Raw genomic sequence first — 24,875 nt, 5'->3', positions numbered from 1 at the left:
GGCCCGGCTCGGGCGGTCAGGGCCTCAGACGGTCAGGGCCAGCGCACAGGTCGCGGCGGCCGTCGCCGTCACCGCGAGCACCAGACCCGTCAGCGCGAAGCGCCGTACGCCGATGCTCGTCCCCTGGAACCGGCACCGCTCGAACCACAGCAGCGTCGCCAACGACCCCCACGGCGTGACCAGCGAGCCCGCGTTCACCCCGATCAGCAACGCCAGCAGCTGATGGTGGTTGTCCGCGGGAACGACCGCCTCGCCCGCCACGTACGCCGGAAGATTGTTCAGTACGTTGGCGAGCCCGGCGCCCACCCCCGCCGTGCGCAGCATGCCCGCCAGACCGTCGTCCGAGCCGAGCGCCCGCACCAGCACCTCGTGCAGCCCGTGCGCGTTCACCGTCTCCACCACCAGGAACATCCCCGGTACCAGGACCAGCAGCCGCCACGGGACCAGCGAGAGCCGCAGCTCCTCGCGGCGCCGCACCGCGTACGCCGCCACCACGACCACCATCGCCACCAGCGAGGCGGACCACAGCGGCACATCCACCACCAGGATCGCCAGCAGGAACCCGGCACACGCCACCGAGCAGACAACCAGCAGCACCCGGTCCCCGGGCGACGGCACCGGCGGCGGGGTGTACGTGTCGGCGCCCCGCCGGCCCCGGCGCCAGTAGAACACCCACAGGCACAGCGCCGTCATCCCGATCGCGGCCAGCTGCGGCAGCCACATCACGGCGGCCAGCCCGGCCGGCGACAGCGCCACCCGGTCCGCCGCCAGCAGATTGGTCAGATTCGATACGGGCAGCAGCAGGCTCGCCGTGTTGGCCAGCCACACCGTCGTCATCGCCAGCGGCACCGCCGCGATGCCCACCCGCCCGGCCAGCGCCAGCATCACCGGAGTCAGCAGCACGGCCGTGGTGTCCAGGTTCAGGGTGATCGTGGTCAGCGAGGCGAACGCCACGCACAGCCCGAACAGCAGCGGATACCGCCCCCGCCCCGCCCGTGCCACCCACGCCGCGACCACGTCGAAGACCTGGGCCCGGCCCGCCAGCTCCGCCAGCACGATCACGGTGGCCAGGAACGCCAGCAGGGGCCCGATGCGCCGCAACTGCTCCTGCGCGGGCCCGGCGGGCAGCAGCCCGGTCGCCACGGCGATCACCCCGAGCAGGAGCAGCCCCCCGGCCAGCCGGTCCAGGGGATGCAACCGCCGCACCAGAGCACGCGGGAGCGGCGAGGGATGATCGTTCCGCATGCGCTCATCGTGTCAGACCCCGGAACGCCCGGCCCCGCTCAGCCGGTCAGCGCCGACGTCTTCAGGACCACCAGCAGCACCAGCACCGCCGCCAGCACCACACAGCCCGCCGCCTGCACCGCCGTACGCCGCCCGGCGGGGGCGTACGCGTACACGACGGTCACCGCCGCCCCGGTGAGCAGCCCGCCCAGGTGCGCCTCCCACGAGGTGAAGGCCGCCGAGATCAGCATCCACACCAGGAACCCGGCCAGGAAGCTGTTGACCGCCTGCATGTCCCGGCCCAGGCGCCGGCTGATGACGTAGAACGCGGCCGCGAGCCCGAACACCGCCCCCGACGCGCCCACCACCTGGTCGGACGGCGCGACCAGGTACACCAGCACCGAACCGCCCAGCGCGGCCAGCAGATACAGGGCGAGGAAACGGACCCGGCCCAGCTGCTCCTCGACGACCCGGCCGAGATTCCACAGGGCGTACATGTTGAACACGATGTGCAGCACCCCGAAGGGCAGCGCCCCGAACGACGTGCCTTCCGGCTGCAGATGGAGGAAGGCCCCGGTCAGCAGCCGGTACCACTCGCCGTCCACCACCCCGACCACGTCGAACCCGGGGTAGCCGCCCTCGACGTAGCCGTACCGCCCGCCCTCCGCGTCGGTCAGCCCGGCCCCCGTCATCGCGAACCTGTCGACGACCCCCGGACGTATCAGCTCCACCACGTACGCAAGGACGTTGAGACCTATCAGCGTGTACGTGACGACCGGCACCGCGCTCCGCGCGACCGTCCCGCCGAACACCGTCCGGGGCCGGCGCACCGACCGCTGCCCCTCCTTCACGCACTCCACGCACTGATGGCCGACCGCCGCCTCCCGCATGCAGGAGGGGCAGATGAAGCGCTCGCAGCGGACGCAGCTCACATACGTCTCGTACGAGGGATGGCGGTAGCACGTGCTGGCGGCGGCCTCCATGGCCGGCTCCTTCGTCTGTACGGGAATCAGGGGCCGGTGGGGGGACGGCGGCGATCAAGATAGCGAACGCGCGACGACGGCCCCGACCCGGGCTCCGCGCACCCGAACGGGTGGGGCACGACGGACCGGCGGGAAACCGGACAGAAGATGACGGGATTCCCGAGTTCCATGGGGCCATGACCACGAGTTCCTGGACAGACTTCCGCACCGCCGAACCCGGCTTCGCCGACACCGTGCGCCGCCGGTTCGCGCAGTACGAGCACCACGTCCTCGCCACCCTCCGCAAGGACGGATCACCCCGGCTCACCGGCCTGGAGGTCGACTTCTGGCAGGACGAGCCGCACCTCGGCATGATGCCGAACTCCCGCAAGGCCCTCGACCTGCGCCGCGACCCCCGCTTCGCCGTGCACGCCAACCCCGGACCCGGCTCCGACATGGCCGACGGGGACGTCCGCGTCTCCGGACGCGCGGTCGAGGTCACCGACCCCGCCGTGCTCGCCCGCTTCATCGACGAGCGCACCCCGCCCGAACCCTTCCACCTGTTCCGCGTCGAACCCACCGAGGTCGTGCGGGTCGGCCTGGAGGGCGGCGACACCATCGTCATCAGCACCTGGCGCCCCGGCCGCCCGCTGCGCACCCTCCGCAGGGGCAACGAGGAGGGGACGGTCTCCGAGGACCGCTGAGAGCGGCGGCGGGCGGACAATGGGCGGGTGCCTACCAAGAAGAAGCCCCGGGCGACCCCCGCACCCGAGCGCCGTGCCGAACTGCTCGCCACCGCCGCCGAGGTCTTCGCCGCCCAGGGATACAACGCCACGACCGTGCGCAGGATCGCGGACGCGGCCGGAATGCTCGCGGGCAGCCTCTACTACCACTTCGATTCCAAGGAATCGATGATCGACGAGATCCTCGCCACCTTCCTGAACGAGCTGTGGGAGGGGTACGACGCCGTCCTGGCGGCCGGTCTCGGCCCCCGGGAGACCATCGAGGCCCTGGTCGGCGCGTCCTTCCGGGACATCGACCGGCACCGGGACGCCGTCGCCATCTACCTCAAGGAGGCCCGGCACCTGGCCGCCCAGCCCCGCTTCCAGTACCTGGACGACTCCCGGGAGAAGTTCGAGAAGGCGTGGCTCGGCACCCTGGAGCGCGGCGTCGCCGACGGCACCTTCCGGGCCGACCTGGACATCCGCCTCACCTACCGGTTCGTCCGCGACACGGTCTGGGTCGCCGCGTCCTGGTACCGGCCGGGCGGACGGCGCAGCCCCGAGGAGATCGCCCGCCAGTACCTGTCGATGGTCCTGGACGGCATCGCTGTGACGAACTGACCCGCCCCGCCTCCGGCACACGGCGGCGAGTCGTGCTACCGTTGGGCCCGTTGCAGTTTTGGTACCCATGAACATTATGTGCGCCTGACGGGAATGCTTCGTCAGGCGCTTTATTGTTTTCCGGCTTTCTCCGGATGGGGCTCAATGCGGCGACTTGGAATTCGTAAAGTGCGAATTTCCGGCACTGCACCTCCTTAGGGGAATGACATGGCTACTGGAACCGTGAAGTGGTTCAACTCCGAAAAGGGCTTCGGCTTCATCGAGCAGGACGGCGGCGGCGCCGACGTCTTCGCCCACTACTCGAACATCAACGCCTCCGGCTTCCGTGAGCTCGTCGAGGGCCAGAAGGTCAGCTTCGACGTCACGCAGGGCCAGAAGGGCCCGCAGGCGGAGAACATCGTCCCCGTCTAAGCGCCGGACGCGTACCTCGCAGCCGGGGCCCGCACCGTGAGGTGCGGGCCCCGGCTCGTGCTGTCCCAGGAGGACAATCACCATATGACCCGCTCCGAACGTCAGGACCGTCCCGCCCGCAACCGCCCGTCGAGGGGACGCGGCACGGACCGGCCCAAGGCAACCGCGCAGGGTTCCGGCAAGGGATCCGGAAAGGCGTCGCCCCGCCGCAGGGCCACGCCGCCGCAGGGCGAATTCGCGCTGCCCGAAACCATCACCCCCGCACTGCCCGCCGTCGAGGCGTTCGCCGAGCTGGACATGCCCGCAGCCCTGCTGAAGACCCTTGCCGCGCAGGGCGTGACCGAGCCGTTCCCGATCCAGGGCGCCACCCTGCCCAACTCGCTGGCCGGCCGCGACATCCTCGGCCGGGGCCGCACCGGCTCCGGCAAGACCCTCGCCTTCGGCCTCGCGCTCCTGGCCCGCACCGCCGGCCGCCGCGCAGAGCCGAAGGGACCCCTGGCCCTCGTCCTCGTCCCGACCCGCGAGCTCGCCCAGCAGGTCACCGACGCGCTGACCCCGTACGCCACCGCGGTCAACCTGCGCCTGGCCACCGTCGTCGGCGGCATGTCGATCACCCGGCAGTCCGCCACCCTGCGGCGCGGCGCCGAGGTGCTCGTCGCGACCCCCGGCCGGCTCAAGGACCTCATCGAGCGCGGCGACTGCCACCTGGGCCAGGTCGCGATCACCGTCCTGGACGAGGCCGACCAGATGGCCGACATGGGCTTCATGCCCCAGGTCACCGCCCTGCTCAAGCAGGTCGAGCCGGACGGCCAGCGGATGCTGTTCTCCGCGACCCTGGACAAGAACATCGACCGCCTGGTCAAGATGTTCCTGACCGACCCCGTCGTGCACTCCGTCGACCCGTCCGCCGGCGCGGTCACCACCATGGAGCACCACGTCCTCCACGTGCTCGACGAGACCGACAAGAAGGCCGTCGCCACCAGGATCGCCGCCCGCGAGGGCCGCGTGATCATGTTCGTCGACACCAAGCGCGCCGCCGACCGCTTCGCCAAGCGGCTCCTCGCCAGCGGGGTGCGCGCCGCCGCGCTGCACGGCGGACGCTCGCAGCCGCAGCGCAACCGGACCCTGGACCAGTTCAAGAACGGCCAGGTCACCGCCCTCGTCGCGACCAACGTCGCGGCGCGCGGCATCCACGTCGACGACCTCGACCTCGTCGTCAACGTGGACCCGCCGACCGACCACAAGGACTACCTCCACCGCGGCGGGCGCACCGCCCGCGCCGGGGAGTCCGGCAGCGTCGTCACACTGGTGCTGCCCGACGAGAAGCGGGACATGACCCGCCTGATGCAGGACGCGGGCATCACACCCCGCACCACCCGCATCAAGTCCAGCGACGAGGAACTCACCCGCATCACCGGCGCCCGCGAACCGTCCGGCGTCGCGGTCGTCATAGAGGTCCCGCAGCCGACCCAGCCCAAGCCGCGCACACGGCCGGCCGGATCCGCCACCCGCTCGGGCAGCCGAGGCCGCGGCCGCGGAACCGCGTCGAGCACGGCAGGCACCACCCGGGGTGCCGCACCCCGCACCGGCAGGAGCTCGGCCCCGTCGCGCAGCCGCCGCGCCGCGTAGAACCTCACGCGCCGGAGGGGAGGCAACCAAGCCCCTCCGGCGATTGAGGAGCGGGGGTCCGGGGGCAGCGCCCCCGAGCAACGGACCTCAGGTCGTGCAGTCCAGCACCGCACGACACAGCGCACACCGCACCCGCACCCGCCCCCGCACCGGAACCCGGTTCCACTGGTGGCACGTGGGGCACGGAAACGCCACCCGCAACCCGTCCCCGCCGGACTCGAAGGCGTACGGCCCCCCGGGCACCCCCGACGCGGACCGCCGGTCGCGTGCGTACCGCAGCCGCCCCGCCCACCCCGCCGCCGTCAACGGCGGCTGCGCCGCATCCCGCAAGGCCCGCGCCCGGCCCTCCGTGTACGCGGCGTACGCCTGCGGGCTGGTGAACCACGGCGAGGGGTCCTCGCCGAACACCAGCGCCCGCTCGGCCAGCACGTACCCGAACTCCTCCGGCGTCAGATAGCCGAGCTTCTGGCTGGTGACCGCGTCCTCACGGAACGCGTCCAGCAGCAGCCAGCCCGCCCCCAGGTACGCCGCCGTCGTATCGGTCAGGATCTCGTTGTCCCGGGTGCCGGGGAACTCCAGGCCCAGCCGGTGCAGCAGCACATGCGCGACCTCGTGCGCCAGGGCCGCACCGACGTCCCGGCGATGCGTACGAAAGCGGTCGTTCAGCTCCACGAAGTACTCGGGCCCCGCCGCGAGTTCGACGCTCCCCGCGTGCTCCATCGACCGGAACGCCACGACCATCCGCGCGTCCGGCAGCCGGTAGTGGCGCACCATCGCCCGCGCCACCCGCTGCGCGCCCAGGTGCAGATCGTCCGCGTCGGCGAACGCCGCGTCCCCCGGGGCGAGACTGGCGGCGTACCGCTCGACACCGTCCACCGACAGCCTCCGGTACAGCGCGGTGATCGCCGAGCGGACCGTGTCCAGATGCGGGAAGCCGTGCTCGACGGGGCTGCGGCGAGGGCTCTCCGGCACGTCCGTACCCCCGCTCGCCGCGACGCTCGACTCCTCACCACTGTAGACCGCGGCGGGCGCCCCGGGGTTGTCAGCCGCTACGGACCGGCAGCCCCGGGCCCAGCTCGACGAACGGCGCCCCCGCGCCCTCCGTCTCCAGCACCCACACCTCGTTGACGCCGTCCCGCAGCACCGGCCCCGGCACGTACAGCGTGTCCTGCGGGCCCGCCGACCAGTAGCGGCCCAGACAGAAGCCGTTCACCCAGACGAACCCCCGCGTCCAGCCCGGCAGTTCGAGCCCCGCGTGATCCGCCCCGGCCGCCACCTCGAACACGCCCCGGTACAGCCCCGTCCCACCGGACCCGTCGACCGGGACGAACGGCACACCCGCCACCGCCCCCGGCTCGTCGAACGCGTCCAGCCGCAGCGCCCGCGCCCGCACCCCGTGCAGGTACTGGCGCTCGTGCAGCACACCCCCGGTGATCCCCTTCGGCTCGCCCAGGCGCGGCCCGTAGTTGACCCGGCCCAGCGACTCCACCCACAGCTCCACCTCGGCGGGCCCGGCCACCGGCTCCTCCAGGGCCGCCGACTCCTCGCTCAGGACACCCCGGCGCACCCCGTCCACGTACACCACCGCCCGGTCCCGCAACCCCGAGACATCCAGCGTGTATGGGCGGCGCGGACCCGGCACAGCGACCCGGTAGCGCACCAGGCCCCGGTCGACGCCCAGCTCCTCGAACGTGGGCGGCACCCCGCACTCCGCCGACTCCTCGTCGCCCAGCGCCTCCAACACCGCCGGCAGCGGCGCCCACTCGGTCAGCTCCACCCGCACCGGGGCGGCCGGCCCGACGGGCTCCGGCGGCAGCGCGGGCAGCGGCCCGTCCGCGTACCCGGCGAGCACCTCCCGGAACAGGCGGAACTTCTCCGTCGCCCGCCCGTACTCGTCGACCGGCGCGTCGTAGTCGTACGACGTCACCGTCGGCAGCAGCCCCCCGTCCTGCAGCGGGCCCGAACGGTTCGCGCCCGCCCAGCCCGCGAAATTCGTGCCGCCGTGCGCCATATAGATGTTCACCGACGCCCCGCACTCCAGGATCTCCGCCAGCGCACCCGCCGCCTGCGCCGGATCCCGCACCACCGGCGGCGCACCCCAGTGCTCGAACCAGCCGCACCAGAACTCCATGCACATCAGCGGACCCGACGCCTGATGACGGCGCAGCACCCCGAACGCCTCACGGGCGCCCGAACCGAAATTCGCCGTGGCGAGCAGCCCGGGCACCGAACCACCCGTGAGCATGTGGTCCTCCGGCCCGTCCGACGTGAACAGCGGCACGCCCACCCCGGACTCGACGAGCAGGCCCGCCAACTGCCTCAGATACGCGGCGTCGGTGCCGTAACTCCCGTACTCGTTCTCCGCCTGCACCATGATCACCGGACCGCCGCGGTCCGCCTGCCGCTCCACGACCTGCGGCAGCAGCTCCGCGAACCACGCCCGCACCGCGTCGAGATACCCCGCGTCGCGGGTCCGCACCCGCCGCCCGAACCGCCCGGTCACCCACGCCGGCAGCCCGCCGTTCTCCCACTCGGCACAGATGTACGGGCCCGGCCGCACGACCGCCCACAACCCGGCCCGGTGCGCCGCGTCCAGGAACCGCCCCAGCGCCCCGACATCCCGGAAACGGCCCGGCCGGGGCTCGTGCAGATTCCACGGGACGTACGTCTCCACACAGTTCAGGCCCATCGCCCGCAGCATCGCCAGCCGGTGGTCCCACTGGCCCTCGTGCACCCGGAAGTAGTGCAGGGCACCCGACAGCAGCCGTACGGGCTTCCCGTCGATCCGGAAGTCGTCGTCCCCGACGGTGAAGTCAGCCATGGTGCTCGTTCTCCTGATGCGCGGAATGTCTCGGCACAGCCTCACCCCTGGCGTGCGGCCGGTCCATGGACAAAGATCTCTGCTGTTTGGACAACCGCCTGCTCACCAGGCGTACGACACGAGGACCCGGGAGAGAAGGGGCCGATGTACCACACCTGGATGCGCTTCTTCACGCCCAGCCCCCTCCACCACCGCCTCGGCCTGGTCTGCCTCGGCGTCGGCCTCCAGCACGGCGCCCTGCCCACCGTCGGCCCCCGCACCCTCGACCACCACGTCGCCGTCGTCGTCCACTCCGGCAGCGGATGGTTCGCCGGCCCCGACGGGCGGCGGCTCCCCGTCACCGCACCCAGCCTGATCTGGCTGACCCCCGGCACCCCACACCACTACGGCGCAGACACCACGACCGGCTGGGACGAGAGCTTCGTCGACTTCACCGGCCCCGCCACCGCCACGTACACCGAACTCGGCTACATCGAACCCGACCGCCCCCTCGTCCCCCTCTCCGACACCGCCGCCCCCCGCGCCGCCATCGGCCGCATGGTCCGGGCCGCCCGGCGCGGCAACCCGCTCCTGGAGGTCGAGACCGGGGCCGCCGTCCACGAACTCCTCGTCACCCTGCGCCGGGCCCGCGCCGACATCGGCCCCGACGGCGACCCCGTCCTCCAGGCGCTCGCCCGCGACGCCTTCCAGCCGCTGTCCGTCGCCGAACACGCCGCCCGCCACGGCATGACCTCCGCCGAACTGCGGACCGCGGTGCGCCGGGGCGCCGGATGCAGCCCCAAGGACTACCTCCTCGGCATCCGGCTCGGCCGCGCCAAGGAACTCCTGGCCACCGGCGACCTGCCCGTCGCCGCCGTCGCCCGCCGCGTCGGCTACGACGACCCCGCCTACTTCTCCCGCCTCTTCGCCCGCCGCGTTGGCATGGCCCCCGTACGCTTCCGCGAACAGCAGGGCCGCACCGTCCCCGGCGGCTGGAGCGACCGCGTCCCGGACCCCGAACACCCGCCGACGATCTCTTCGTAGCCCCGTAAGCTCGCTGCCCATGACCACGAACGACATCGACGCCTCCGTACGCGTCGAACTCGACCGGTTGCGCCAGAGCATCGACAACATCGACGCCGCCGTCGTCCACATGCTCGCCGAACGCTTCAAGTGCACCCAGCAGGTCGGCCACCTCAAGGCCGCCCACCAGCTCCCCCCGGCCGACCCGGCCCGCGAGGCCCGCCAGATCGCCCGCCTGCGCGAACTCGCCGAGAGCGCCCACCTCGACCCCGCCTTCGCCGAGAAGCTGCTCAACTTCATCGTCGCCGAGGTCATCCGCCACCACGAACGCATCGCCGAGGAGTCCGTCAACGGCACCGAGGAGGCAGGCGAGCGCTAGCGGCCGCAACCCGCCTGCGCGCCACCCGGCGCATACGGCAGCATGTCCCCATGTCCGTACTGACGCGCGACGAAGCGCAGGCCCGAGCCCAGATCCTCGACGTACAGCGATACACGGTCGAACTCGATCTCACCGCGGGGGAGGAGACCTTCGACTCCCGCACCCTCATCGAGTTCACCGCACGCGAAGCCGGTGACACCTTCATCGAGGTCAAGCCCGCCACCCTGCGCTCGATCAGCCTGGACGGGCAGCCGCTGGACCCCGCGGACCTCACCGAGAACCGGTTCCCCCTGCACGGCCTCACCACCGGCCCGCACGAACTGCGCGTCGACGCCGCGATGCACTACTCCCGCACCGGCGAGGGCATGCACCGCTTCACCGACCCCAGCGACAACGAGACATACGTCTACACCCAGCTCTTCATGGAAGACGTCCAGCGCGTCTTCGCCGCGTTCGACCAGCCCGACCTCAAGGCCGTCTTCGCCCTCACCGTCACCGCCCCCCAAGGCTGGACCGTCCTCGGCAACGGCATCACCGCACACACCGGCGAAGGCCGCTGGACCATCGCCCCCACACCCCCCGTCTCCACCTACCTCGTCGCCGTCGCCGCAGGCCCCTGGCACTCCGTGACCACCGAACACGCAGGCCTCCCCTTCGGCATCCACTGCCGCCGCTCCCTCGCCCCCCACCTCGACGCCGACGCCGACGAGATCCTCGACATCACCCGGGCCTGCTTCGACCGCTTCCAGGAAAAATTCGACGAACCCTACCCCTTCGACTCCTACGACCAGGCGTTCGTCCCCGAATTCAACGCCGGCGCCATGGAGAACCCCGGCCTCGTCACCTTCCGCGACGAATACGTCTACCGCTCCGCCGTCACCGACACCGAACGCCAGAACCGCGGCATGGTCATCGCCCACGAAATGGCCCACATGTGGTTCGGCGACCTCGTCACCCTCGCCTGGTGGGACGACATCTGGCTCAACGAGTCCTTCGCCGAATACATGGGCTACCAGACCCTCGCCGAAGCCACCACCTTCACCGACACCTGGACCGACTTCGGCGTCACCCGCAAGGGCTGGGGCTACGACGCCGACCAACGCCCCTCCACCCACCCCGTCGCCCCCGACCCCGCCGACGTCCCCGACACCGCGTCCGCCCTCCTCAACTTCGACGGCATCTCCTACTCCAAGGGCGCCTCCGCCCTCCGCCAACTCGTCACCTGGCTCGGCGAGAAAGACTTCCTCGCCGGCATCAACACCCACTTCGCCCGCCACAAATTCGGCAACGCCACCCTCGCCGACTTCATCGACAACCTCGCCTCGGCCACCGACCGCGACGTCCACGCCTGGGCCGAACAGTGGCTGCGCACCACCGGCATCGACACCCTCACCGCACACACCGCCGAGACCGACACCAACTGGTCCCTCACCGTCGACCACCGCGGCACCCGCCCCCACCGCATCAGCGTCGGCGTCTACGACCACACCCTCGACACCCAGCACGGCCCCACCCCCCTCGTCCTGCGCGAACGCTTCACCACCGGCGTCCCCGAGGACACCCCCACCACCCGCCCCGGCCGCCGCCCCGCCCTCGTCGTCATCAACGACGAAGACCTCACCTACGCCAAGATCCGCCTCGACCCCACCTCCTGGAACACCGTCCTCGACAGCCTCTCCGGCATCCCCGAGGCCCTCACCCGCGCCGTCATCTGGAACGCCGCCCGCGACATGGTCCGCGACGGCGAACTCGCCCCCAGCACCTACCTCGAAGCCGCCCGCGCCCACCTCCCGCACGAAACCGACCTCGCCCTCCTCCAAGGCGTCCTCGCCTTCGCCGACACCCAGGCCGCCGGCCGCTACACCACCCCCGAGAACCGCCCCACCGCCCTCGCCACCCTCACCTCCCTCTGCCGCGACCTCATCCGCCGCACCGAGGACGGCTCCAACCCCGGCCTGCGCCTCACCGCCGTACGCCACCTCATCGACGCCGCCACCCAACCCGACACCATCCAGGGCTGGCTCGCCGACGACACCGTCCCCGGCGGCCCCGAACTCGACCCCGAACTCCGCTGGCGCATCCTCACCCGCCTCGCCGTCCTCGGCGCCACCGACGAGAACGCCATCGCCGCCGCCCTGGAGGACGACCCCAGCGCCACCGGCCAGGAAGGCGCCGCCCGCTGCCGCGCCGCCCTCCCCACCCCCGAGGCCAAATCCGCCGCCTGGGACGCGATGTTCCACGACGACAGCCTCTCCAACTACCTCTTCACCGCCACCGCCCAAGGCTTCTGGCAACCCGAACAGACCGACCTCGTACGCGCATACGTGCCCCGCTTCTACCCCGACGCCACCCAACTCGCCGCCCGCCGCGGACCCGCCATCGCCGAAGCCGCCGGACGCCACGCCTTCCCCGCCCACGCCATCGACACCGAAAGCCTCCGCCTCGGCGAGGAAGCCCTCCACGACCCCGCCCTCACCCCCGCCCTGCGCCGCAAGCTCACCGACCAGATCGACGACCTGCGCCGCGCCCTGCACGTACGCGACACCAGCTGAGCACACCCGCACCACCCGTGCCCGGCCCGCCCCAGACCCGTGGGGGCGCGCCGGGCACACGCATACAAGCGCACCCCCATACCACCCCAACCCCCGCCAACCCGCCCCCCACCCGCACCCCACCACCCTTTCGAGTTCAGATCACCCGGCTCCCCGGCCGCGCCACCCGAAACCCGGACAAGCTGGCACGCACACCCATGCCCGCACCCCGCCCACGCGCGCCCGAAGGACCAGCCACCCCATGCCCGTACCACCCCTCGCCGGATCCACCACCGGACCCACCGCACTGCGCCCCCTCATCGACACCGTCCTCACCGCCCTCACCGAAGGCGCCCGACGCCGCGACGGACCCCTCCCCGCAGGCGGACCCGACACCGTCAACCCCCGCATGCGCACCGCCCTCACCCCCCTCATCCCCGACCACGGCACCGGCGCCCACCACGCCCTCGCCACCATCGTCGAAGCCCTCACCGAAGGCACCGCCGACCCCGCCGACCCCCTCTGCGCCGCCCACCTCCACACCCCACCCCTCGCCCTCGCCGCAGCCGCCGACCTCGCCGCCTCCGCCCTCAACCCCTCCATGGACTCCTGGGACCAGGCCCCCGCCGCCTCCACCCTCGAAGCCGACACCACCGCCGCACTCGCCGCCGAGATCTACCCCCACCACCCCGCACCCGACGCCCTCATCACGACCGGCGGAACCGAAGCCAACCAACTCGGCCTCCTCCTCGCCCGCGAACGCCACGGCCCCGTCCAGACCATCACCGGCGCCAACACCCACCACAGCATCACCCGCGCCGCCTGGCTCCTCGGCCTCCCCGAACCCCTCACCGTCCCCGCCCCCAACGGCACCATCGACGTCCCCGCACTCCACGAAACCCTCGCCCGCAACCGAAACCAAGGCCCCCTCCTCGTCACCGCCACCGCCGGCACCACCGACAGCGGCCACATCGACCCCCTCAACGACATCGCCGACCTCTGCGCCCGCCACGGCGCCGAACTCCACATCGACGCCGCCTACGGCGGACCCCTCCTCTTCAGCCCCACCCACCGCCACCTGCTCCACGGACTCGACCGCGCCCACAGCGTCGCCCTCGACCTCCACAAACTCGGCTGGCAACCCGCATCAGCCGGCATCCTCGCCGTCCCCGACCACCACCACCTCCAACCCCTCCACCACCACGCCCCCTACCTCAACGCCGACGACGACACCGAAGCCGGCCTCCCCGACCTCCTCGGCCGCTCCCTGCGCACCACCCGCCGCCCCGACGCACTCAAGATCGCCGTCACCCTCCAGGCCCTCGGCCGCACCGGACTCGCCGACCTCGTCGACCGCACCTGCGCCGCCGCCCACACCCTCGCCGACCTCATCACCCACACCCCCGGCCTCGAACTCCACGACCGCCCCACCATCAGCACCGTCCTCTTCCGCCCCACCCACGCCGACGACCACACCGTCGCCACCATCCGCCGCACCCTCCTCACCCGCGGCCACGCCGTACTCGGCCGCACCCACACCCACGGACGCCTCTGGCTCAAGGCCACCCTCCTCAACCCCCACACCACCCCCGCCGACCTCCAACGCCTCCTCGCCCTCGTCACCCACCTCACCGCCGAACTCAAGGAAGGCAGCACCCTCCGATGACCGCAGCCCCACCCACCCCCGAAACCCACGACCTCGTCGGCATCGGCATCGGCCCCTTCAACCTCTCCCTCGCCGCCCTCGCCCACGGCCTCCCCACCCCCCTCACCACCGCCTTCTACGAAAAACGCCCCGCCTTCCACTGGCACCCCGGACTCCTCATCGACGGCGCCACCCTCCAAGTCCCCTTCCTCGCCGACCTCGTCACCCTCGCCGACCCCACCAGCCCCTGGAGCTTCCTCAACTACCAACGCACCCAGGACCGCCTCTACCCCTTCTACTTCGCCGAGCGCTTCCACATCCACCGCGCCGAATACGACGCCTACTGCCGCTGGGTCAGCACCCAACTCCCCGGCCTCCACTTCGGCCACCAGGCCGACACCATCCGCTGGGACCCCCACACCGCCCGCTTCGAGGTCGACCACACCCAACTCGACGCCCACGGCGAAGCCGAATCACTCGGCCGCACCCACACCCGCCACATCGCCCTCGGCATCGGCACCGAACCCCACATCCCCGAACCCCTCAAACCCCTCACCGACACCGGCATCGCCCCCGTCATCCACTCCGCCGACTACCTCCACCACCGCGAACGCCTCCTCCGAGCCCGCCACATCACCGTCATCGGCTCAGGCCAGTCCGGCGCCGAAATCTTCCTCGACCTCCTCCGCGCCCGCCCCACCGGCAACGAAGGACTCCACTGGCTCGCCCGCACCCCCGCCTTCGCCCCCATGGAGTACTCCAAACTCGGCCTCGAACACTTCACCCCCGACTACACCCGCTACTTCCACGCCCTCCCCGAACCCGTACGCGACACCCTCGTCCCCCAGCAATGGCAACTCCACAAAGGCATCGACCACGACACCATCACCGCCATCCACGACGAGCTCTACCGCCGCACCCTCCACGGCGGCTGGCCCGACGCCACCCTCACCCCCGGCGTAGCCGTACGCACCGCCGGACGCGTCGCCAACACCCGCGTCGAACTCCACCTCGAACACACCCAGCAAGGCACCCGCACCCGCCTCACCACCGACGCCGTCGTCCTCGCCACCGGCTACCACGAACGCCCCCTCGACACCCTCCTCGAACACCTCGGCCCCCACCTCCGCCGCGACACCACCGGCCGCCCCCGCATCGACGCCCACCACCGCCTCGACCTCGGCCCCGCCGTCACCGGCCACATCTACGTACAGAACGCCGAACGCCACACCCACGGCGTCGGCGCCCCCGACCTCGGCCTCGCCGCCTGGCGCAGCGCCACCATCCTCAACGACCTCACCGGCACCACCCCCTACCCCCTCCCACAACGCACCGCCTTCACCACCTTCGGCCTCACCCAACCCACCATCCCCACCCAACAACCCACCCTCATCCCCCTCACCCACCACAACTGACCCACCACACAGAAAAGGGCGGCCGCCCCACCTCCCCGCCAAAAAGGGGAGACGGAACGACCGCCCGAACCAACCACCAGACCTAGAACACCGGCACACCGTCCCGCGTCAGCCGCCAGTCCACCGAAGCGAACTCCGCACCGTCCACCGAACCCTTCGCCTGCACCCAGGCGATGATCGTGTTCCGGATCTCCTCAGAATTCGCCCACAACTGCTTCGCACCCGGAACATGCGGGAAATTGCCGCCACCGCTCGCCCGGTAATTGTTCACCGCCAGCACGAACTGAGCCTCCGGGTCCAGCGGCTTCCCCTCGAACGACAGATTCACGATCCGCGAACCCACCGGCTTCGCGATGTCGATGTCATACGTCAGCCCCGACACCGCGTCATAATTGTAATCCGGCGTGTTCTCCGCATTCGTCAGCTTCTCCGGATCCACCGGAACACCCGCCGCCGTCCGCACGTAATACTTCGCCGAGAACTCCAGATAGTCCACGATCTGCGCACCCGTCACCAGACGCGCCTCCAACGTGTTCTCGAACGGATACAGACCCGCCGCATCCTTGATCGTCACATCACCGGCCGGAATCCGCGCCGTACGCGAGAAACACGACGCCTGCGACAGCACCGGCAGCCCCGCGTACTCACCACCCGCCAGCGCCGCCCGCACCGTCTCCGCCTGGACGACGTTGATCAGATCAATGATCGGCTCGTCCTTCCACGCCGCCTCCGCCGTCGACATCTCCGCCGCCGACGTACCGATCACCTGATTGACGTACGCCACAACCTTCTTGTGCTCGTCCGCCAGCAACCGCGTGATCCTCCGGTCCTCCGCCACCGTGTTCGAGTTCAACACCCGCGAACCGGCCTTCTCGACCACCCAGCGGCCCTTCTCCCACACCACCTCGAAGTCGAACAGCGTCAGCCGCTGCCCCCACTTCAACGGCTCCGACAGCACGACCTTCTTCCCGGTCTCCTTGTTCTCCACGAAATACTCGGGAATCTCCAGATGCGCGTGCCCCACCAGAATCGCGTCGATCCCCGGCACCTGCTCCGCCACCAGACCCGCCGCGTTCTCCACATACGGAATCTGGTCCCCGTACGACGACGTCCCGCTGTTCCCCGAGTGCGCCGACACGATCACCACATCCGCACCCATCGAACGCAGCCGCGGCACATACTTCGCCGCCTGCTCCTCAAGCCCCGGGAACACCATCTTCCCGCCCACGTTCGCCTTGTCCCAGATCGCGATCCCCGGATTCGTCAACCCCAGAATCGCCACCCTCACATCACGCCCGTGCGGCGTCCGCAGCTTCTTGATCACGTACGGCGCGAACGCCGGCCGCAACGTCTTCGCGTCCAGCGCGTTCGCCCCCAGCAGCGGGAAGTCACACTGCTCCTCGAACTTCCGCAGCACCGGAATCCCGTAGTTGAACTCGTGATTCCCCAGAGCCGCCGCGTCATACCCGATCACGTTCATCGCCTGCGCCATCGGATGCACCGGACCACGCTTCGCCGTGATCGGGTCGATCTTCGCGTAGTAGTACGACAGCTGCGTGCCCTGGATCGTGTCACCCGCGTCGATCATCAGCGTGTTGTGACGGCCCTTCTCCCGCCGCACCTGCTCCACCAGCGTCGAGATCTTCGCCAGACCGACGTCGTTGTGGTCCTTGTCGTCGAACTCGGCATCCGTGAAGTAGTCCCAGTTGAAGACGTTCCCATGCAGATCCGTCGTCCCCATCACGGTGAACGAGTACCGCTTCTGCGGACGCCCATGACCATGCCCACGCCCGTGCGCCTGAGCGGGCGACGCGCCACCGCCCACCACCACCGCACCCGCGCCGGCCGCGGCCGATGTCCCCAGGAACGTCCTTCGGTTCAGCGGCATCTCGTCTCCCACATTTCGGTTCACTTGGTGCGAAGTTCTGTCGTACGCCGTCCAGTAACGCGCGTAGATAATCACCCACGCACCACCCCCGGCAACACCCCCGGCAGGTTTCCGTTCCATGACCACACAACGACAGGACGCCGTCCGGCCGCGAACACCCCGGCTGTCACCCCCGGATGCCACAGTGGACCCATGACCGACACCGCCCAGCCCTACGGCACCCCGGACCAACCCCGCCTCGCCGTCCGAGGCGAAGCCCGCCTCGAAGTCGACCCCGAAATCGCCCGCCTCTCCATCACCGTCACCGCCCGCGGCAAGGACCGCCGCGCCGCCCTCGAAGACCTCACCCGCCGCAACGCCACCGTCCTCGACCTCGCCCGCACCTACGGCGACGCCATCGAAAAGCTCGAAACCGGCGCCCTCTCCATCCACCCCGAACTCGCCCACCGCGGCCGCGACGAAAAGATCCGCGCCTACCACGGCCGCGTCCACATCACCGCCGTCCTCAACGACTTCACCGCACTCGGCGAATTCGTCACCCGCGTCGGCGACCTCGACATGACCCACGTCAACGGACCCTGGTGGGCCCTGCGCCCCACCTCACCCGCCCGCGGCGAAGCCCGCCGCCAAGCCGTCCTCGAAGCCGTCCAACGCGCCCGCGAATACGCCGGAGCCCTCGGCGCCGACCTCGCCGCCCTCGTCGAACTCGCCGACATAGGCGCCGAGAACGCCGCCCCCGTCGCCTACGCCCGCACCGGCGGCTACGGCGGCGCGATGCCCGCCCCCGGCGGAGCAAGCGCCCCACCGCCGCCCGCCGTCGACCTCGAACCCCAGCAGCAGACCGTCTACGCGCAGGTGAACGCCCGCTTCACCATGACCCCGCCGAAACTCTGAATTCCCACCTACCGGGACACCGGCGCGTGCTCATCCGAGCACGCCGCCGCACAATTCAACACTTGTCAATAACCCTTCACGCAAAGGTGGTTGAGCAGTCATTCACAGCCAATTACCTACCCATAGGTAAGGTCTAGGCTCGAACCATGCGCCGAGCCAAAATCGTATGCACCCTGGGACCCGCCACCGACTCGTACGACCAGATCAAGGCCCTCGTCGACGCGGGAATGGACATCGCCCGCCTCAACCTCAGCCACGGCAGCTACGCCGAACACGAAGAGCGTTACCACCGCGTGCGCAAGGCGTCCGACGAGGCGCACCGCAGCGTCGGCGTCCTCGCCGACCTTCAAGGCCCGAAGATCCGCCTCGGACGCTTCCGCGAAGGCCCCGTACTCCTTGAACGCGGCGACGACTTCACCATCACCGTCGAACCGATGGAGGGCGACCGCAACGGCTGCGGCACGACGTACAGCGGCCTCGCCGCCGACGTCACCCCCGGTGAGCGCATCCTCATCGACGACGGCCGCGTCACGCTGGAGGTCGTCGAGGTCGACGGCCCCCGCGTCCGCACCACCGTCGTCGAGGGCGGCATGGTCTCCGACCACAAGGGCCTCAACCTCCCCGGCGTCGCCGTCTCCGTCCCCGCGCTCTCCGAGAAGGACATCGACGACCTCCGCTGGGCCATCCGCACCGGCGCCGACGTCATCGCCCTCTCCTTCGTCCGCAGCGGCCGCGACATCGAGGACGTCCACCGCGTCATGGACGAGGAGGGCCGCCGCCTCCCCGTCATCGCCAAGGTCGAGAAGCCCCAGGCCGTCGAGAACATCGAGGACATCGTCGCCGCCTTCGACGGCATCATGGTCGCCCGCGGCGACCTCGGCGTCGAAATGCCGCTGGAGCAGGTCCCGATCGTCCAGAAGCGCGCGATCAAGCTCGCCAAGCGCAACGCGAAGCCGGTCATCGTCGCGACCCAGATGCTCGACTCGATGATCGACAACTCCCGGCCCACCCGCGCCGAGGCGTCCGACGTCGCGAACGCCATCATCGACGGCACGGACGCGGTGATGCTCTCCGGCGAGACGAGCGTCGGCAAGTACGCGATCGAGACCGTCCGCACGATGTCCCGCATCGTCGAGGCCGCCGAGGAGGACATCCTCGCGAAGGGGCTCCCGCCCCTCACCGAACGCAACAAGCCCCGCACCCAGGGCGGCGCGGTCGCCCGCGCGGCGGCGGAGATGGGCGACTTCCTCGGCGCGAAGTTCCTGGTCGCCTTCACCCAGAGCGGCGACACGGTGAAGCGGCTGTCGCGCTACCGCTCCCCGATCCCGCTCCTGGCCTTCACCCCGGACCCGGCCACGCGTTCCCAGCTCAACCTGACGTGGGGAGTCGAAACGTTCCTGGGCCCGCACGTGGACTCGACGGACGCGATGGTCGCCCAGGTGGACGAGGAGCTCCTGAAGATCGGCCGCTGCCAGAAGGGCGACGTCGTGGTCATCACCGCCGGCTCCCCGCCGGGCGTGGCGGGGACGACGAACCTGGTGCGGGTGCACCACATCGGGGAGGACGACAGCCCGAGGTAGGGGGTCGGTCGCTCAGTATTTCGGCCCGACGTGAGCGTCCATGAGGGCTACGGACGCCCGTCGGGCGACGGAGATGTTGTACTCCTTGCCCCCGCGCGTGCAGTGCGTCCACTCGATGCCGAGCTTGTCGAGGGTGTCGGTGTAGAGCTGCCGGATGTCGTCCGAGACGTTGGTGAACCAGTACCGGGGGTATTCGTAGCGCTTCTTCACGCCGCCGACCACCCGGGTCGTCCAGTTCATGGTCCGGCAGCCGTCGGAGTGGATGAGACCGCGGATGAAGTCCCAGGGGTGGGCGTCGACGATGTCCTGTTGCCAGGGGGCGAGGGCGATGCGGCGGGTGTGCTTCATGCCTGGGCCGTGCTGAGGAAAGAGGCACCACAGGTGTTTCGAGTAGACCTTGACTTCCCGGCACCCCTTCCTGCGTACCCGGCACACTGAGTTCTCGGAGAGAACGGCGCGCATCGCGTTCTCGCACTCGGCCATGAGACCTGGCCAGGATTCGGCGCAGAAGACAGACAGACTGGGCGTTTTCATGGCCTTGTTCTGAATGATGTGTCCGTCGCCCAAGTACAGGCCGAGAAGGTAGGAGTAGGCGGCCTGATCGAGCCCACCATCGCATCGAGGGCAGAGGTGGTAGCGGGTTCTCATAGGCTCGCCGCGCTTGGCCCGGTCCATGTGTTTCCAGTAGCTGATCGTGCCGGCGGGCACGTTCAGCTTCCGCGCGACATCCGCGTTGCGTGCGCCGCCGCGCAGAAGGGTGAGGGCCTTCTGTCGTAATTCCGTGCCGTGGAAGTTCATGGGAATACGATGAGCAATCCGGACCTGCCGCGCACAGCAAAAAGCGGATGTTCACGAGAACGTGAACACCCGCTTGCCAGAAATGTGCCGGGTATGGGATTCGAACCCACACGTCCTTTCGGACAGAGGTGTTTGAGACCTCCGCGTCAACCAGTTGCGCCAACCCGGCTTGGTATCCCGGGCAGCAGTGTACCTGGTAACAGAAGCAGACAGCAGGTAGGTAGGCTGCTCCGCAGCAGTCCCTGCCCTGGACCAAGGAGCCCCGTGACCACCCCCGAGTCGCCCCAGCCCGTCGCCGACGACGACAAGTCGCACGTCCCGCCGCTGACGACCCGCGTCGTCATCGCCGAGGACGAGGCGCTCATCCGCCTCGACCTCAAAGAGATGCTCGAAGAAGAGGGGTACTCCGTCGTAGGCGAGGCCGGGGACGGGCAGCAGGCCGTCGAGCTGGCTCGGGAGCACAAGCCGGACCTGGTGATCCTCGACGTGAAGATGCCCGTCCTCGACGGGATCTCCGCCGCCGAGAAGATCGCCGAGGAGTCCATCGCGCCGGTGCTCATGCTCACCGCGTTCTCGCAGCGCGACCTCGTCGAGCGGGCCCGGGACGCCGGGGCGATGGCGTACCTCGTGAAGCCGTTCAGCAAGAGCGACGTCGTACCGGCGATCGAGATGGCCGTGTCGCGGTTCTCGGAGCTGAAGGCCCTGGAGAACGAGGTCGCCGACCTCGCGCAGCGGCTGGAGACGCGGAAGCTGGTGGACCGGGCGAAGAGCATCCTGCAGACGGACTACGGGCTGTCCGAGCCGGAGGCGTTCCGGTGGATCCAGAAGACGTCGATGGATCGCCGGCTGTCGATGCAGCAGCTCGCCGAGGCGCTGATCGCGGACGCCGAGGAGAAGAAGAAGGCCGCCGAGTAGGCCCCGTAAGGCAGAGGAAAGGCCCGCGCCACGGAGGCGCGGGCCTTTCTCGTACCGGTACGGCTCAGTCCTCGCCCAGGTACGCCTTGCGGACGGACTCGTCGTGGAGGAGGTCCGGGCCGGTGCCGGAGAGGACGATCTTGCCGATCTCCATGACGTGGCCCTGGTCCGCGAGGGACAGCGCGGCCTGGGCGTTCTGCTCGACGAGGAGGATCGTCGTGCCGGAGGCGCGGAGTTCGACGATGGTCTCCATGATCTTCTGCATCATGATCGGGGAGAGGCCCATGGAGGGCTCGTCGAGCATGAGCAGCTTGGGCTGGGACATCATCGCCCGGCCCATGGCGAGCATCTGCTGCTCGCCGCCGGAGAGGGTTCCGGCGGCCTGCTTTCGGCGTTCCCCGAGGATGGGGAAGAGGTCGTAGGCGCGCTGGACGTCCTTCTCGATGCCGGCCTTGTCGTTGCGGAGGTAGGCACCGAGGAGGAGGTTCTCCGTGATCGTCAGCCGGGGGAAGATGTGGCGGCCCTCGGGGGAGTGGGCGAGGCCCAGGGAGACGATCTTGTGTGCGGGGATGTTGGTGAGGGGTTTGCCCTCGAAGAGGATGCGTCCGCCGAGTGGTTTGAGCAGCCCGGAGAGGGTGCGCAGGGTGGTGGTCTTGCCGGCTCCGTTGGTGCCGATGAGGGTGACCACCTGGCCGGCCTCGACGGTGAACGAGATGCCCTTGACGGCTTCGATCTTGCCGTAGGCGACGCGGAGGTCCTCGACCTCCAGCAGTGCGGTCATCGGTTGTCCTCCTCTTCGGTGGTCGTGTGGGCGTCGGCTTCGGCCGCTTCGACCTCGGCGACCTCGTCGGCGCCGGGGGCGCCTTCGAAGGGGGTGCCGAGGTAGGCGGCGATGACGCGTTCGTCGCTCTGGACTTCGGACGCGGTGCCTTCGACGAGTTTCTCGCCCTGGACGAGGCAGGCGACGCGGTCGCAGAGGTTGAAGATGAAGCGCATGTCGTGCTCGATGACGAGGACGGCGATGCCCTGGTCCCGGATGGCGAAGATGAGTTCTTCGGTGACGCGGGTTTCCTGGGGGTTCATGCCGGCGGTGGGCTCGTCCAGGAGGAGGAGTCCGGGTTCGCTGGCGAGGGCTCGGGCGATTTCCAGTTTGCGCTGGTCTCCGTAGGGGAGGTTGCGCGCGAGGTGGTCGGCCTTGTTCTGGAGGCCGATGAACTCCAGGAGTTCCATGGCGCGTTCGCGGCTGCCGTTCTCGGCCTTGGTGTAGCCGGGAAGGTGCAGGAGGGCGGACCAGAGGCCTTCCTTGGTCCTGGTGTGGCGTCCGACGAGGACGTTTTCCAGGACGGTCATGTTGGCGAAGAGCCGGATGTTCTGGAAGGTGCGGGCGATGCCGGCCTTGGTGACGAGGTGGGGCTTGGGGGGCAGGACGGTGCCCTTGTAGCTGACCTTGCCCTCGGTGGGGACGTAGAGGCCGGTGAGGCAGTTGAAGAAGGTGGTCTTGCCGGCGCCGTTGGGGCCGATGAGGCCGACGATCTCGCCTGCGTTGACCTGGAGGTCGACGTTGCGGACGGCGGTGAGGCCGCCGAAGCGCATGGTGACTCCGCTGGCGTCCAGGACGGTCGTCCGGGTGGCGGTTTCTGTGGTGGTGGTCATGGTGTTACGCCCCCGCCTTGGCGATGCCGGCGTCCGTTTCGTCGGACTTCCGGGGTGTGGGCACGTCGAGCTGGTCGTTCTCGTGGAATTCGAGCTGCTTCCTGCGGTCGGCGACCAGGCCCTCGGGGCGGAAGCGCATCAGGAGGACGAGTGCGATGCCGAAGAGGAAGAGCTGGTAGTCCTGCATGAACTGCAGCTTGGCCGGGATGAGGTAGAGCAGTGCGGCGCCGACGAAGGGTCCGCTGAGGGTTCCCATGCCGCCGAGGATGACGGCGGCGAGGAGGAACGCGGAGTTCGGGGGTACGGAGCCGGCGAACTGGTACTGCTCGGGTGTCACGGTGTAGTTGACGTGTGCCTGTACGGTGCCGGCGAGGCCGGCGAGGGTGGCGCCGAGGGCGAAGGCGAGCAGCTTGAGCCGGAAGGCGTTGATGCCCATGGCGGTGGCTGCGGTTTCGTCTTCGCGGATGGCGACCCAGGCGCGGCCGATGCGGGAGTCTCCGGAGCGGCGGAAGACGAGTACGACGACGGCGGTGACGACGAGCATCAGCAGGTAGTAGTTGGCGGGCCTGCTGAGGGTGAAGGGTCCGACGTCGTGGCTGAGGGCGAAGTCGATCCCGAAGAGGTTGAGGTCGGGGATGCTGGGGATGCCCTGGGAGCCGTTGGTGAGGTCGGGTCCGCTGTTGCCGTTGAGGTTGTTCACGGTGACGCGGAAGATTTCACCGAAGCCGAGGGTGACGATGGCGAGGTAGTCGCCGCGTAGGCGCAGGGTGGGGGCGCCGATGAGGACGCCGAAGATCATCGAGACGACGGCTCCGGTGAGGACGGCGGCCCAGAAGGGGAATTTGACGCCGATCGCGGAGAGGGGTGCGCCGGAGACGAGGGCGGCGGTGTAGGCGCCGACGCCGAGGAAGGCGACGTAGCCGAGGTCGAGGAGGCCGGCGAGGCCGACGACGACGTTGAGGCCGAGTGCGACGGTGGCGAAGATGAGGATGTTGACGCCGATGAGGGCGTACTCCGCGGTGTCCTGGGTGAAGGGGAAGCAGAGTGCGGCGACCAGGGCGGCCGCGAGGGTGACGTTGCGGTGTTTGGCGGTCAGCGCGGTGAGGCGGGCGATGAGTCCGGCCCGGGTGAGTGCGGTGAAGGCGAAGGCCGCGGTGATGAGGAAGCCGATGAACTGTTCGGAGTCCTCGGTGGGGATGTCGATCCCGTAGGTGAAGATGTAGAGCGCGAGGCCGAAGGCGACGGCGATGATGATGATCTCGGCCCAGGCCGGGAGGGCCTTGGCGCGGGGGGTCGGCGGGGCGGCGAGGCTGTTGCGGAAGCGCTGCCAGGCGTTCGGTGCGGGGCCGTCGGTGGTGGGGGGGACGTCGTAGGGGAGGGCGAGGGAGGCGAGGACGGCGATGAGTGCGCCGATGCCGCTGACCCAGGCTCCGGGTTCGAGGTTGACGACGCCGCCGAGCTCGTAGGAGATGGCGCCCATGGTGTAGCCGGTGGTGCCGAGGGTGGCGAGGGCGAGGAGGCGGACGGGGCTGTTGGTGCCGGCGGGGGTGAGCCAGCGCAGTCCGGGGATGCCGTAGCCGGTGAGGGCGAAGAGCAGGGTGAGGATGGCGCCGGTGAGGGTGAGGACCTGGAGGCCGCCGGGGTAGCCGGTGACGGTGAGGTCGCCGGGGAATTCGGAGGTCCAGGTCCAGGGGAGGAGGGTGCCTGCGAGGGCGGCCGCGGCGCCGGTGAGGGTGGCGATGCGGGCGGCGGGGGCGGGGAGCGGGAGGAGTGCGGTGGTCATCC

The 24,875-nt window shown here is 70.1% G+C and carries 21 protein-coding genes and 1 tRNA gene; 12 read left to right on the top strand and 10 right to left on the bottom strand.

The window, feature by feature from the left end; all coding sequences use genetic code 11:
• Positions 1-24 precede the first annotated feature (24 nt).
• Positions 25-1,245 (bottom strand): SLC13 family permease, encoded by a 1,221-nt coding sequence (locus OG242_RS06760; protein WP_405897273.1) that lies wholly within the window; start codon positions 1,243-1,245, stop codon positions 25-27.
• Positions 1,246-1,283: 38 nt separating this feature from the next.
• A complete protein-coding gene (locus tag OG242_RS06755; protein ID WP_405897272.1) occupies positions 1,284-2,207 on the bottom strand; it encodes a rhomboid family intramembrane serine protease in 924 nt (307 codons plus the stop codon).
• Between the two features lie 176 nt (positions 2,208-2,383).
• On the opposite strand from OG242_RS06755, the gene OG242_RS06750 reads away from it, so the two are divergent.
• From OG242_RS06750 to OG242_RS06735, 4 genes are all read left to right on the top strand, one after another.
• Positions 2,384-2,890, top strand: a complete 507-nt coding sequence (locus OG242_RS06750; RefSeq protein ID WP_405897271.1) for a pyridoxamine 5'-phosphate oxidase family protein — start codon at positions 2,384-2,386, stop codon at positions 2,888-2,890.
• A gap of 27 nt (positions 2,891-2,917) precedes the next feature.
• Positions 2,918-3,529 carry a TetR family transcriptional regulator gene (locus tag OG242_RS06745; protein WP_405897270.1) on the top strand — a complete coding sequence of 204 codons (612 nt, stop codon included), beginning with the start codon at positions 2,918-2,920 and terminating at the stop codon, positions 3,527-3,529.
• Between the two features lie 207 nt (positions 3,530-3,736).
• Entirely contained in the window at positions 3,737-3,940 is a 204-nt protein-coding gene (locus OG242_RS06740; RefSeq protein WP_405897269.1) for a cold-shock protein, read from the top strand.
• A gap of 84 nt (positions 3,941-4,024) precedes the next feature.
• Positions 4,025-5,569 carry a DEAD/DEAH box helicase gene (locus tag OG242_RS06735; RefSeq protein WP_405897268.1) on the top strand — a complete coding sequence of 515 codons (1,545 nt, stop codon included), beginning with the start codon at positions 4,025-4,027 and terminating at the stop codon, positions 5,567-5,569.
• A gap of 87 nt (positions 5,570-5,656) precedes the next feature.
• On the opposite strand, the gene OG242_RS06730 is transcribed toward OG242_RS06735, so the two are convergent.
• The gene (locus OG242_RS06730; RefSeq protein ID WP_405897267.1) at positions 5,657-6,541 is read right to left on the bottom strand and encodes a hypothetical protein; all 885 of its coding nucleotides are present in this window, start codon (positions 6,539-6,541) and stop codon (positions 5,657-5,659) included.
• Positions 6,542-6,611: 70 nt separating this feature from the next.
• Positions 6,612-8,390, bottom strand: coding sequence for a beta-galactosidase (locus OG242_RS06725; RefSeq protein ID WP_405897266.1), 1,779 nt, complete (start codon positions 8,388-8,390; stop codon positions 6,612-6,614).
• A gap of 144 nt (positions 8,391-8,534) precedes the next feature.
• On the opposite strand from OG242_RS06725, the gene OG242_RS06720 reads away from it, so the two are divergent.
• From OG242_RS06720 to OG242_RS06700, 5 genes are all read left to right on the top strand, one after another.
• Entirely contained in the window at positions 8,535-9,413 is an 879-nt protein-coding gene (locus tag OG242_RS06720) for a helix-turn-helix domain-containing protein (RefSeq protein ID WP_405897265.1), read from the top strand.
• A gap of 19 nt (positions 9,414-9,432) precedes the next feature.
• Positions 9,433-9,771, top strand: coding sequence for a chorismate mutase (locus OG242_RS06715; protein WP_405897264.1), 339 nt, complete (start codon positions 9,433-9,435; stop codon positions 9,769-9,771).
• Between the two features lie 50 nt (positions 9,772-9,821).
• Positions 9,822-12,323, top strand: a complete 2,502-nt coding sequence (gene pepN, locus OG242_RS06710; protein WP_405897263.1) for an aminopeptidase N — start codon at positions 9,822-9,824, stop codon at positions 12,321-12,323.
• Between the two features lie 241 nt (positions 12,324-12,564).
• Positions 12,565-13,968 (top strand): pyridoxal phosphate-dependent decarboxylase family protein, encoded by a 1,404-nt coding sequence (locus OG242_RS06705; RefSeq protein ID WP_405897262.1) that lies wholly within the window; start codon positions 12,565-12,567, stop codon positions 13,966-13,968.
• Positions 13,965-15,362, top strand: a complete 1,398-nt coding sequence (locus OG242_RS06700; protein ID WP_405897261.1) for a lysine N(6)-hydroxylase/L-ornithine N(5)-oxygenase family protein — start codon at positions 13,965-13,967, stop codon at positions 15,360-15,362. Before OG242_RS06705 ends, OG242_RS06700 begins: the two co-directional genes overlap by 4 nt.
• Before the next feature lie 82 nt (positions 15,363-15,444).
• On the opposite strand, the gene OG242_RS06695 is transcribed toward OG242_RS06700, so the two are convergent.
• Positions 15,445-17,250, bottom strand: a complete 1,806-nt coding sequence (locus tag OG242_RS06695) for a bifunctional metallophosphatase/5'-nucleotidase (RefSeq protein WP_405901526.1) — start codon at positions 17,248-17,250, stop codon at positions 15,445-15,447.
• 192 nt (positions 17,251-17,442) lie between these two features.
• Here OG242_RS06695 and OG242_RS06690 point away from each other — a divergent pair, with 192 nt between their 5' ends.
• A complete protein-coding gene (locus OG242_RS06690; RefSeq protein WP_405897260.1) occupies positions 17,443-18,144 on the top strand; it encodes an SIMPL domain-containing protein in 702 nt (233 codons plus the stop codon).
• 146 nt (positions 18,145-18,290) lie between these two features.
• Positions 18,291-19,724 carry a pyruvate kinase gene (gene pyk, locus OG242_RS06685; protein WP_405897259.1) on the top strand — a complete coding sequence of 478 codons (1,434 nt, stop codon included), beginning with the start codon at positions 18,291-18,293 and terminating at the stop codon, positions 19,722-19,724.
• A 12-nt stretch (positions 19,725-19,736) separates the two neighbouring features.
• On the opposite strand, the gene OG242_RS06680 is transcribed toward pyk, so the two are convergent.
• Together OG242_RS06680 and OG242_RS06675 are read right to left on the bottom strand one after the other, a co-directional pair.
• Positions 19,737-20,522, bottom strand: coding sequence for a helix-turn-helix domain-containing protein (locus tag OG242_RS06680; protein ID WP_405897258.1), 786 nt, complete (start codon positions 20,520-20,522; stop codon positions 19,737-19,739).
• A gap of 85 nt (positions 20,523-20,607) precedes the next feature.
• Positions 20,608-20,691: transfer RNA gene (locus OG242_RS06675), tRNA-Leu, on the bottom strand.
• A 95-nt stretch (positions 20,692-20,786) separates the two neighbouring features.
• On the opposite strand from OG242_RS06675, the gene OG242_RS06670 reads away from it, so the two are divergent.
• Positions 20,787-21,437 carry an ANTAR domain-containing response regulator gene (locus OG242_RS06670; RefSeq protein ID WP_018518762.1) on the top strand — a complete coding sequence of 217 codons (651 nt, stop codon included), beginning with the start codon at positions 20,787-20,789 and terminating at the stop codon, positions 21,435-21,437.
• 64 nt (positions 21,438-21,501) lie between these two features.
• Here OG242_RS06670 and OG242_RS06665 read toward each other — a convergent pair whose 3' ends face one another.
• The 3 genes from OG242_RS06665 to OG242_RS06655 are packed head-to-tail and all read right to left on the bottom strand — an operon-like array spanning position 21,502 to position 24,873.
• Positions 21,502-22,218, bottom strand: coding sequence for an ABC transporter ATP-binding protein (locus OG242_RS06665; protein ID WP_405897257.1), 717 nt, complete (start codon positions 22,216-22,218; stop codon positions 21,502-21,504).
• Positions 22,215-23,090, bottom strand: coding sequence for an ABC transporter ATP-binding protein (locus tag OG242_RS06660; protein WP_405897256.1), 876 nt, complete (start codon positions 23,088-23,090; stop codon positions 22,215-22,217). Before OG242_RS06660 ends, OG242_RS06665 begins: the two co-directional genes overlap by 4 nt.
• A gap of 4 nt (positions 23,091-23,094) precedes the next feature.
• The gene (locus tag OG242_RS06655; RefSeq protein WP_405897255.1) at positions 23,095-24,873 is read right to left on the bottom strand and encodes a branched-chain amino acid ABC transporter permease; all 1,779 of its coding nucleotides are present in this window, start codon (positions 24,871-24,873) and stop codon (positions 23,095-23,097) included.
• Positions 24,874-24,875 lie beyond the last annotated feature (2 nt).

This window comes from Streptomyces sp. NBC_00727, from assembly GCF_045161745.1.
Lineage (GTDB): Bacteria > Actinomycetota > Actinomycetes > Streptomycetales > Streptomycetaceae > Streptomyces.
This window is presented reverse-complemented; position numbering and strand designations above follow the sequence as displayed.

What these genes read in the sequence shown, in the direction of transcription:
- OG242_RS06695 (WP_405901526.1), bottom strand. Translation starts at nt 17,250, where the DNA reads ATGCCGCTGAACCGAAGGACGTTCCTGGGGACATCGGCCGCGGCCGGC.
- OG242_RS06760 (WP_405897273.1), bottom strand. Translation starts at nt 1,245, where the DNA reads ATGCGGAACGATCATCCCTCGCCGCTCCCGCGTGCTCTGGTGCGGCGG.
- OG242_RS06750 (WP_405897271.1), top strand. Translation starts at nt 2,384, where the DNA reads ATGACCACGAGTTCCTGGACAGACTTCCGCACCGCCGAACCCGGCTTC.
- OG242_RS06705 (WP_405897262.1), top strand. Translation starts at nt 12,565, where the DNA reads ATGCCCGTACCACCCCTCGCCGGATCCACCACCGGACCCACCGCACTG.
- OG242_RS06660 (WP_405897256.1), bottom strand. Translation starts at nt 23,090, where the DNA reads ATGACCACCACCACAGAAACCGCCACCCGGACGACCGTCCTGGACGCC.
- OG242_RS06740 (WP_405897269.1), top strand. Translation starts at nt 3,737, where the DNA reads ATGGCTACTGGAACCGTGAAGTGGTTCAACTCCGAAAAGGGCTTCGGC.
- OG242_RS06720 (WP_405897265.1), top strand. Translation starts at nt 8,535, where the DNA reads ATGTACCACACCTGGATGCGCTTCTTCACGCCCAGCCCCCTCCACCAC.
- OG242_RS06680 (WP_405897258.1), bottom strand. Translation starts at nt 20,522, where the DNA reads ATGAACTTCCACGGCACGGAATTACGACAGAAGGCCCTCACCCTTCTG.
- OG242_RS06700 (WP_405897261.1), top strand. Translation starts at nt 13,965, where the DNA reads ATGACCGCAGCCCCACCCACCCCCGAAACCCACGACCTCGTCGGCATC.
- OG242_RS06690 (WP_405897260.1), top strand. Translation starts at nt 17,443, where the DNA reads ATGACCGACACCGCCCAGCCCTACGGCACCCCGGACCAACCCCGCCTC.
- OG242_RS06665 (WP_405897257.1), bottom strand. Translation starts at nt 22,218, where the DNA reads ATGACCGCACTGCTGGAGGTCGAGGACCTCCGCGTCGCCTACGGCAAG.
- OG242_RS06755 (WP_405897272.1), bottom strand. Translation starts at nt 2,207, where the DNA reads ATGGAGGCCGCCGCCAGCACGTGCTACCGCCATCCCTCGTACGAGACG.
- OG242_RS06725 (WP_405897266.1), bottom strand. Translation starts at nt 8,390, where the DNA reads ATGGCTGACTTCACCGTCGGGGACGACGACTTCCGGATCGACGGGAAG.
- OG242_RS06735 (WP_405897268.1), top strand. Translation starts at nt 4,025, where the DNA reads ATGACCCGCTCCGAACGTCAGGACCGTCCCGCCCGCAACCGCCCGTCG.
- pepN (WP_405897263.1), top strand. Translation starts at nt 9,822, where the DNA reads ATGTCCGTACTGACGCGCGACGAAGCGCAGGCCCGAGCCCAGATCCTC.
- OG242_RS06715 (WP_405897264.1), top strand. Translation starts at nt 9,433, where the DNA reads ATGACCACGAACGACATCGACGCCTCCGTACGCGTCGAACTCGACCGG.
- pyk (WP_405897259.1), top strand. Translation starts at nt 18,291, where the DNA reads ATGCGCCGAGCCAAAATCGTATGCACCCTGGGACCCGCCACCGACTCG.
- OG242_RS06655 (WP_405897255.1), bottom strand. Translation starts at nt 24,873, where the DNA reads ATGACCACCGCACTCCTCCCGCTCCCCGCCCCCGCCGCCCGCATCGCC.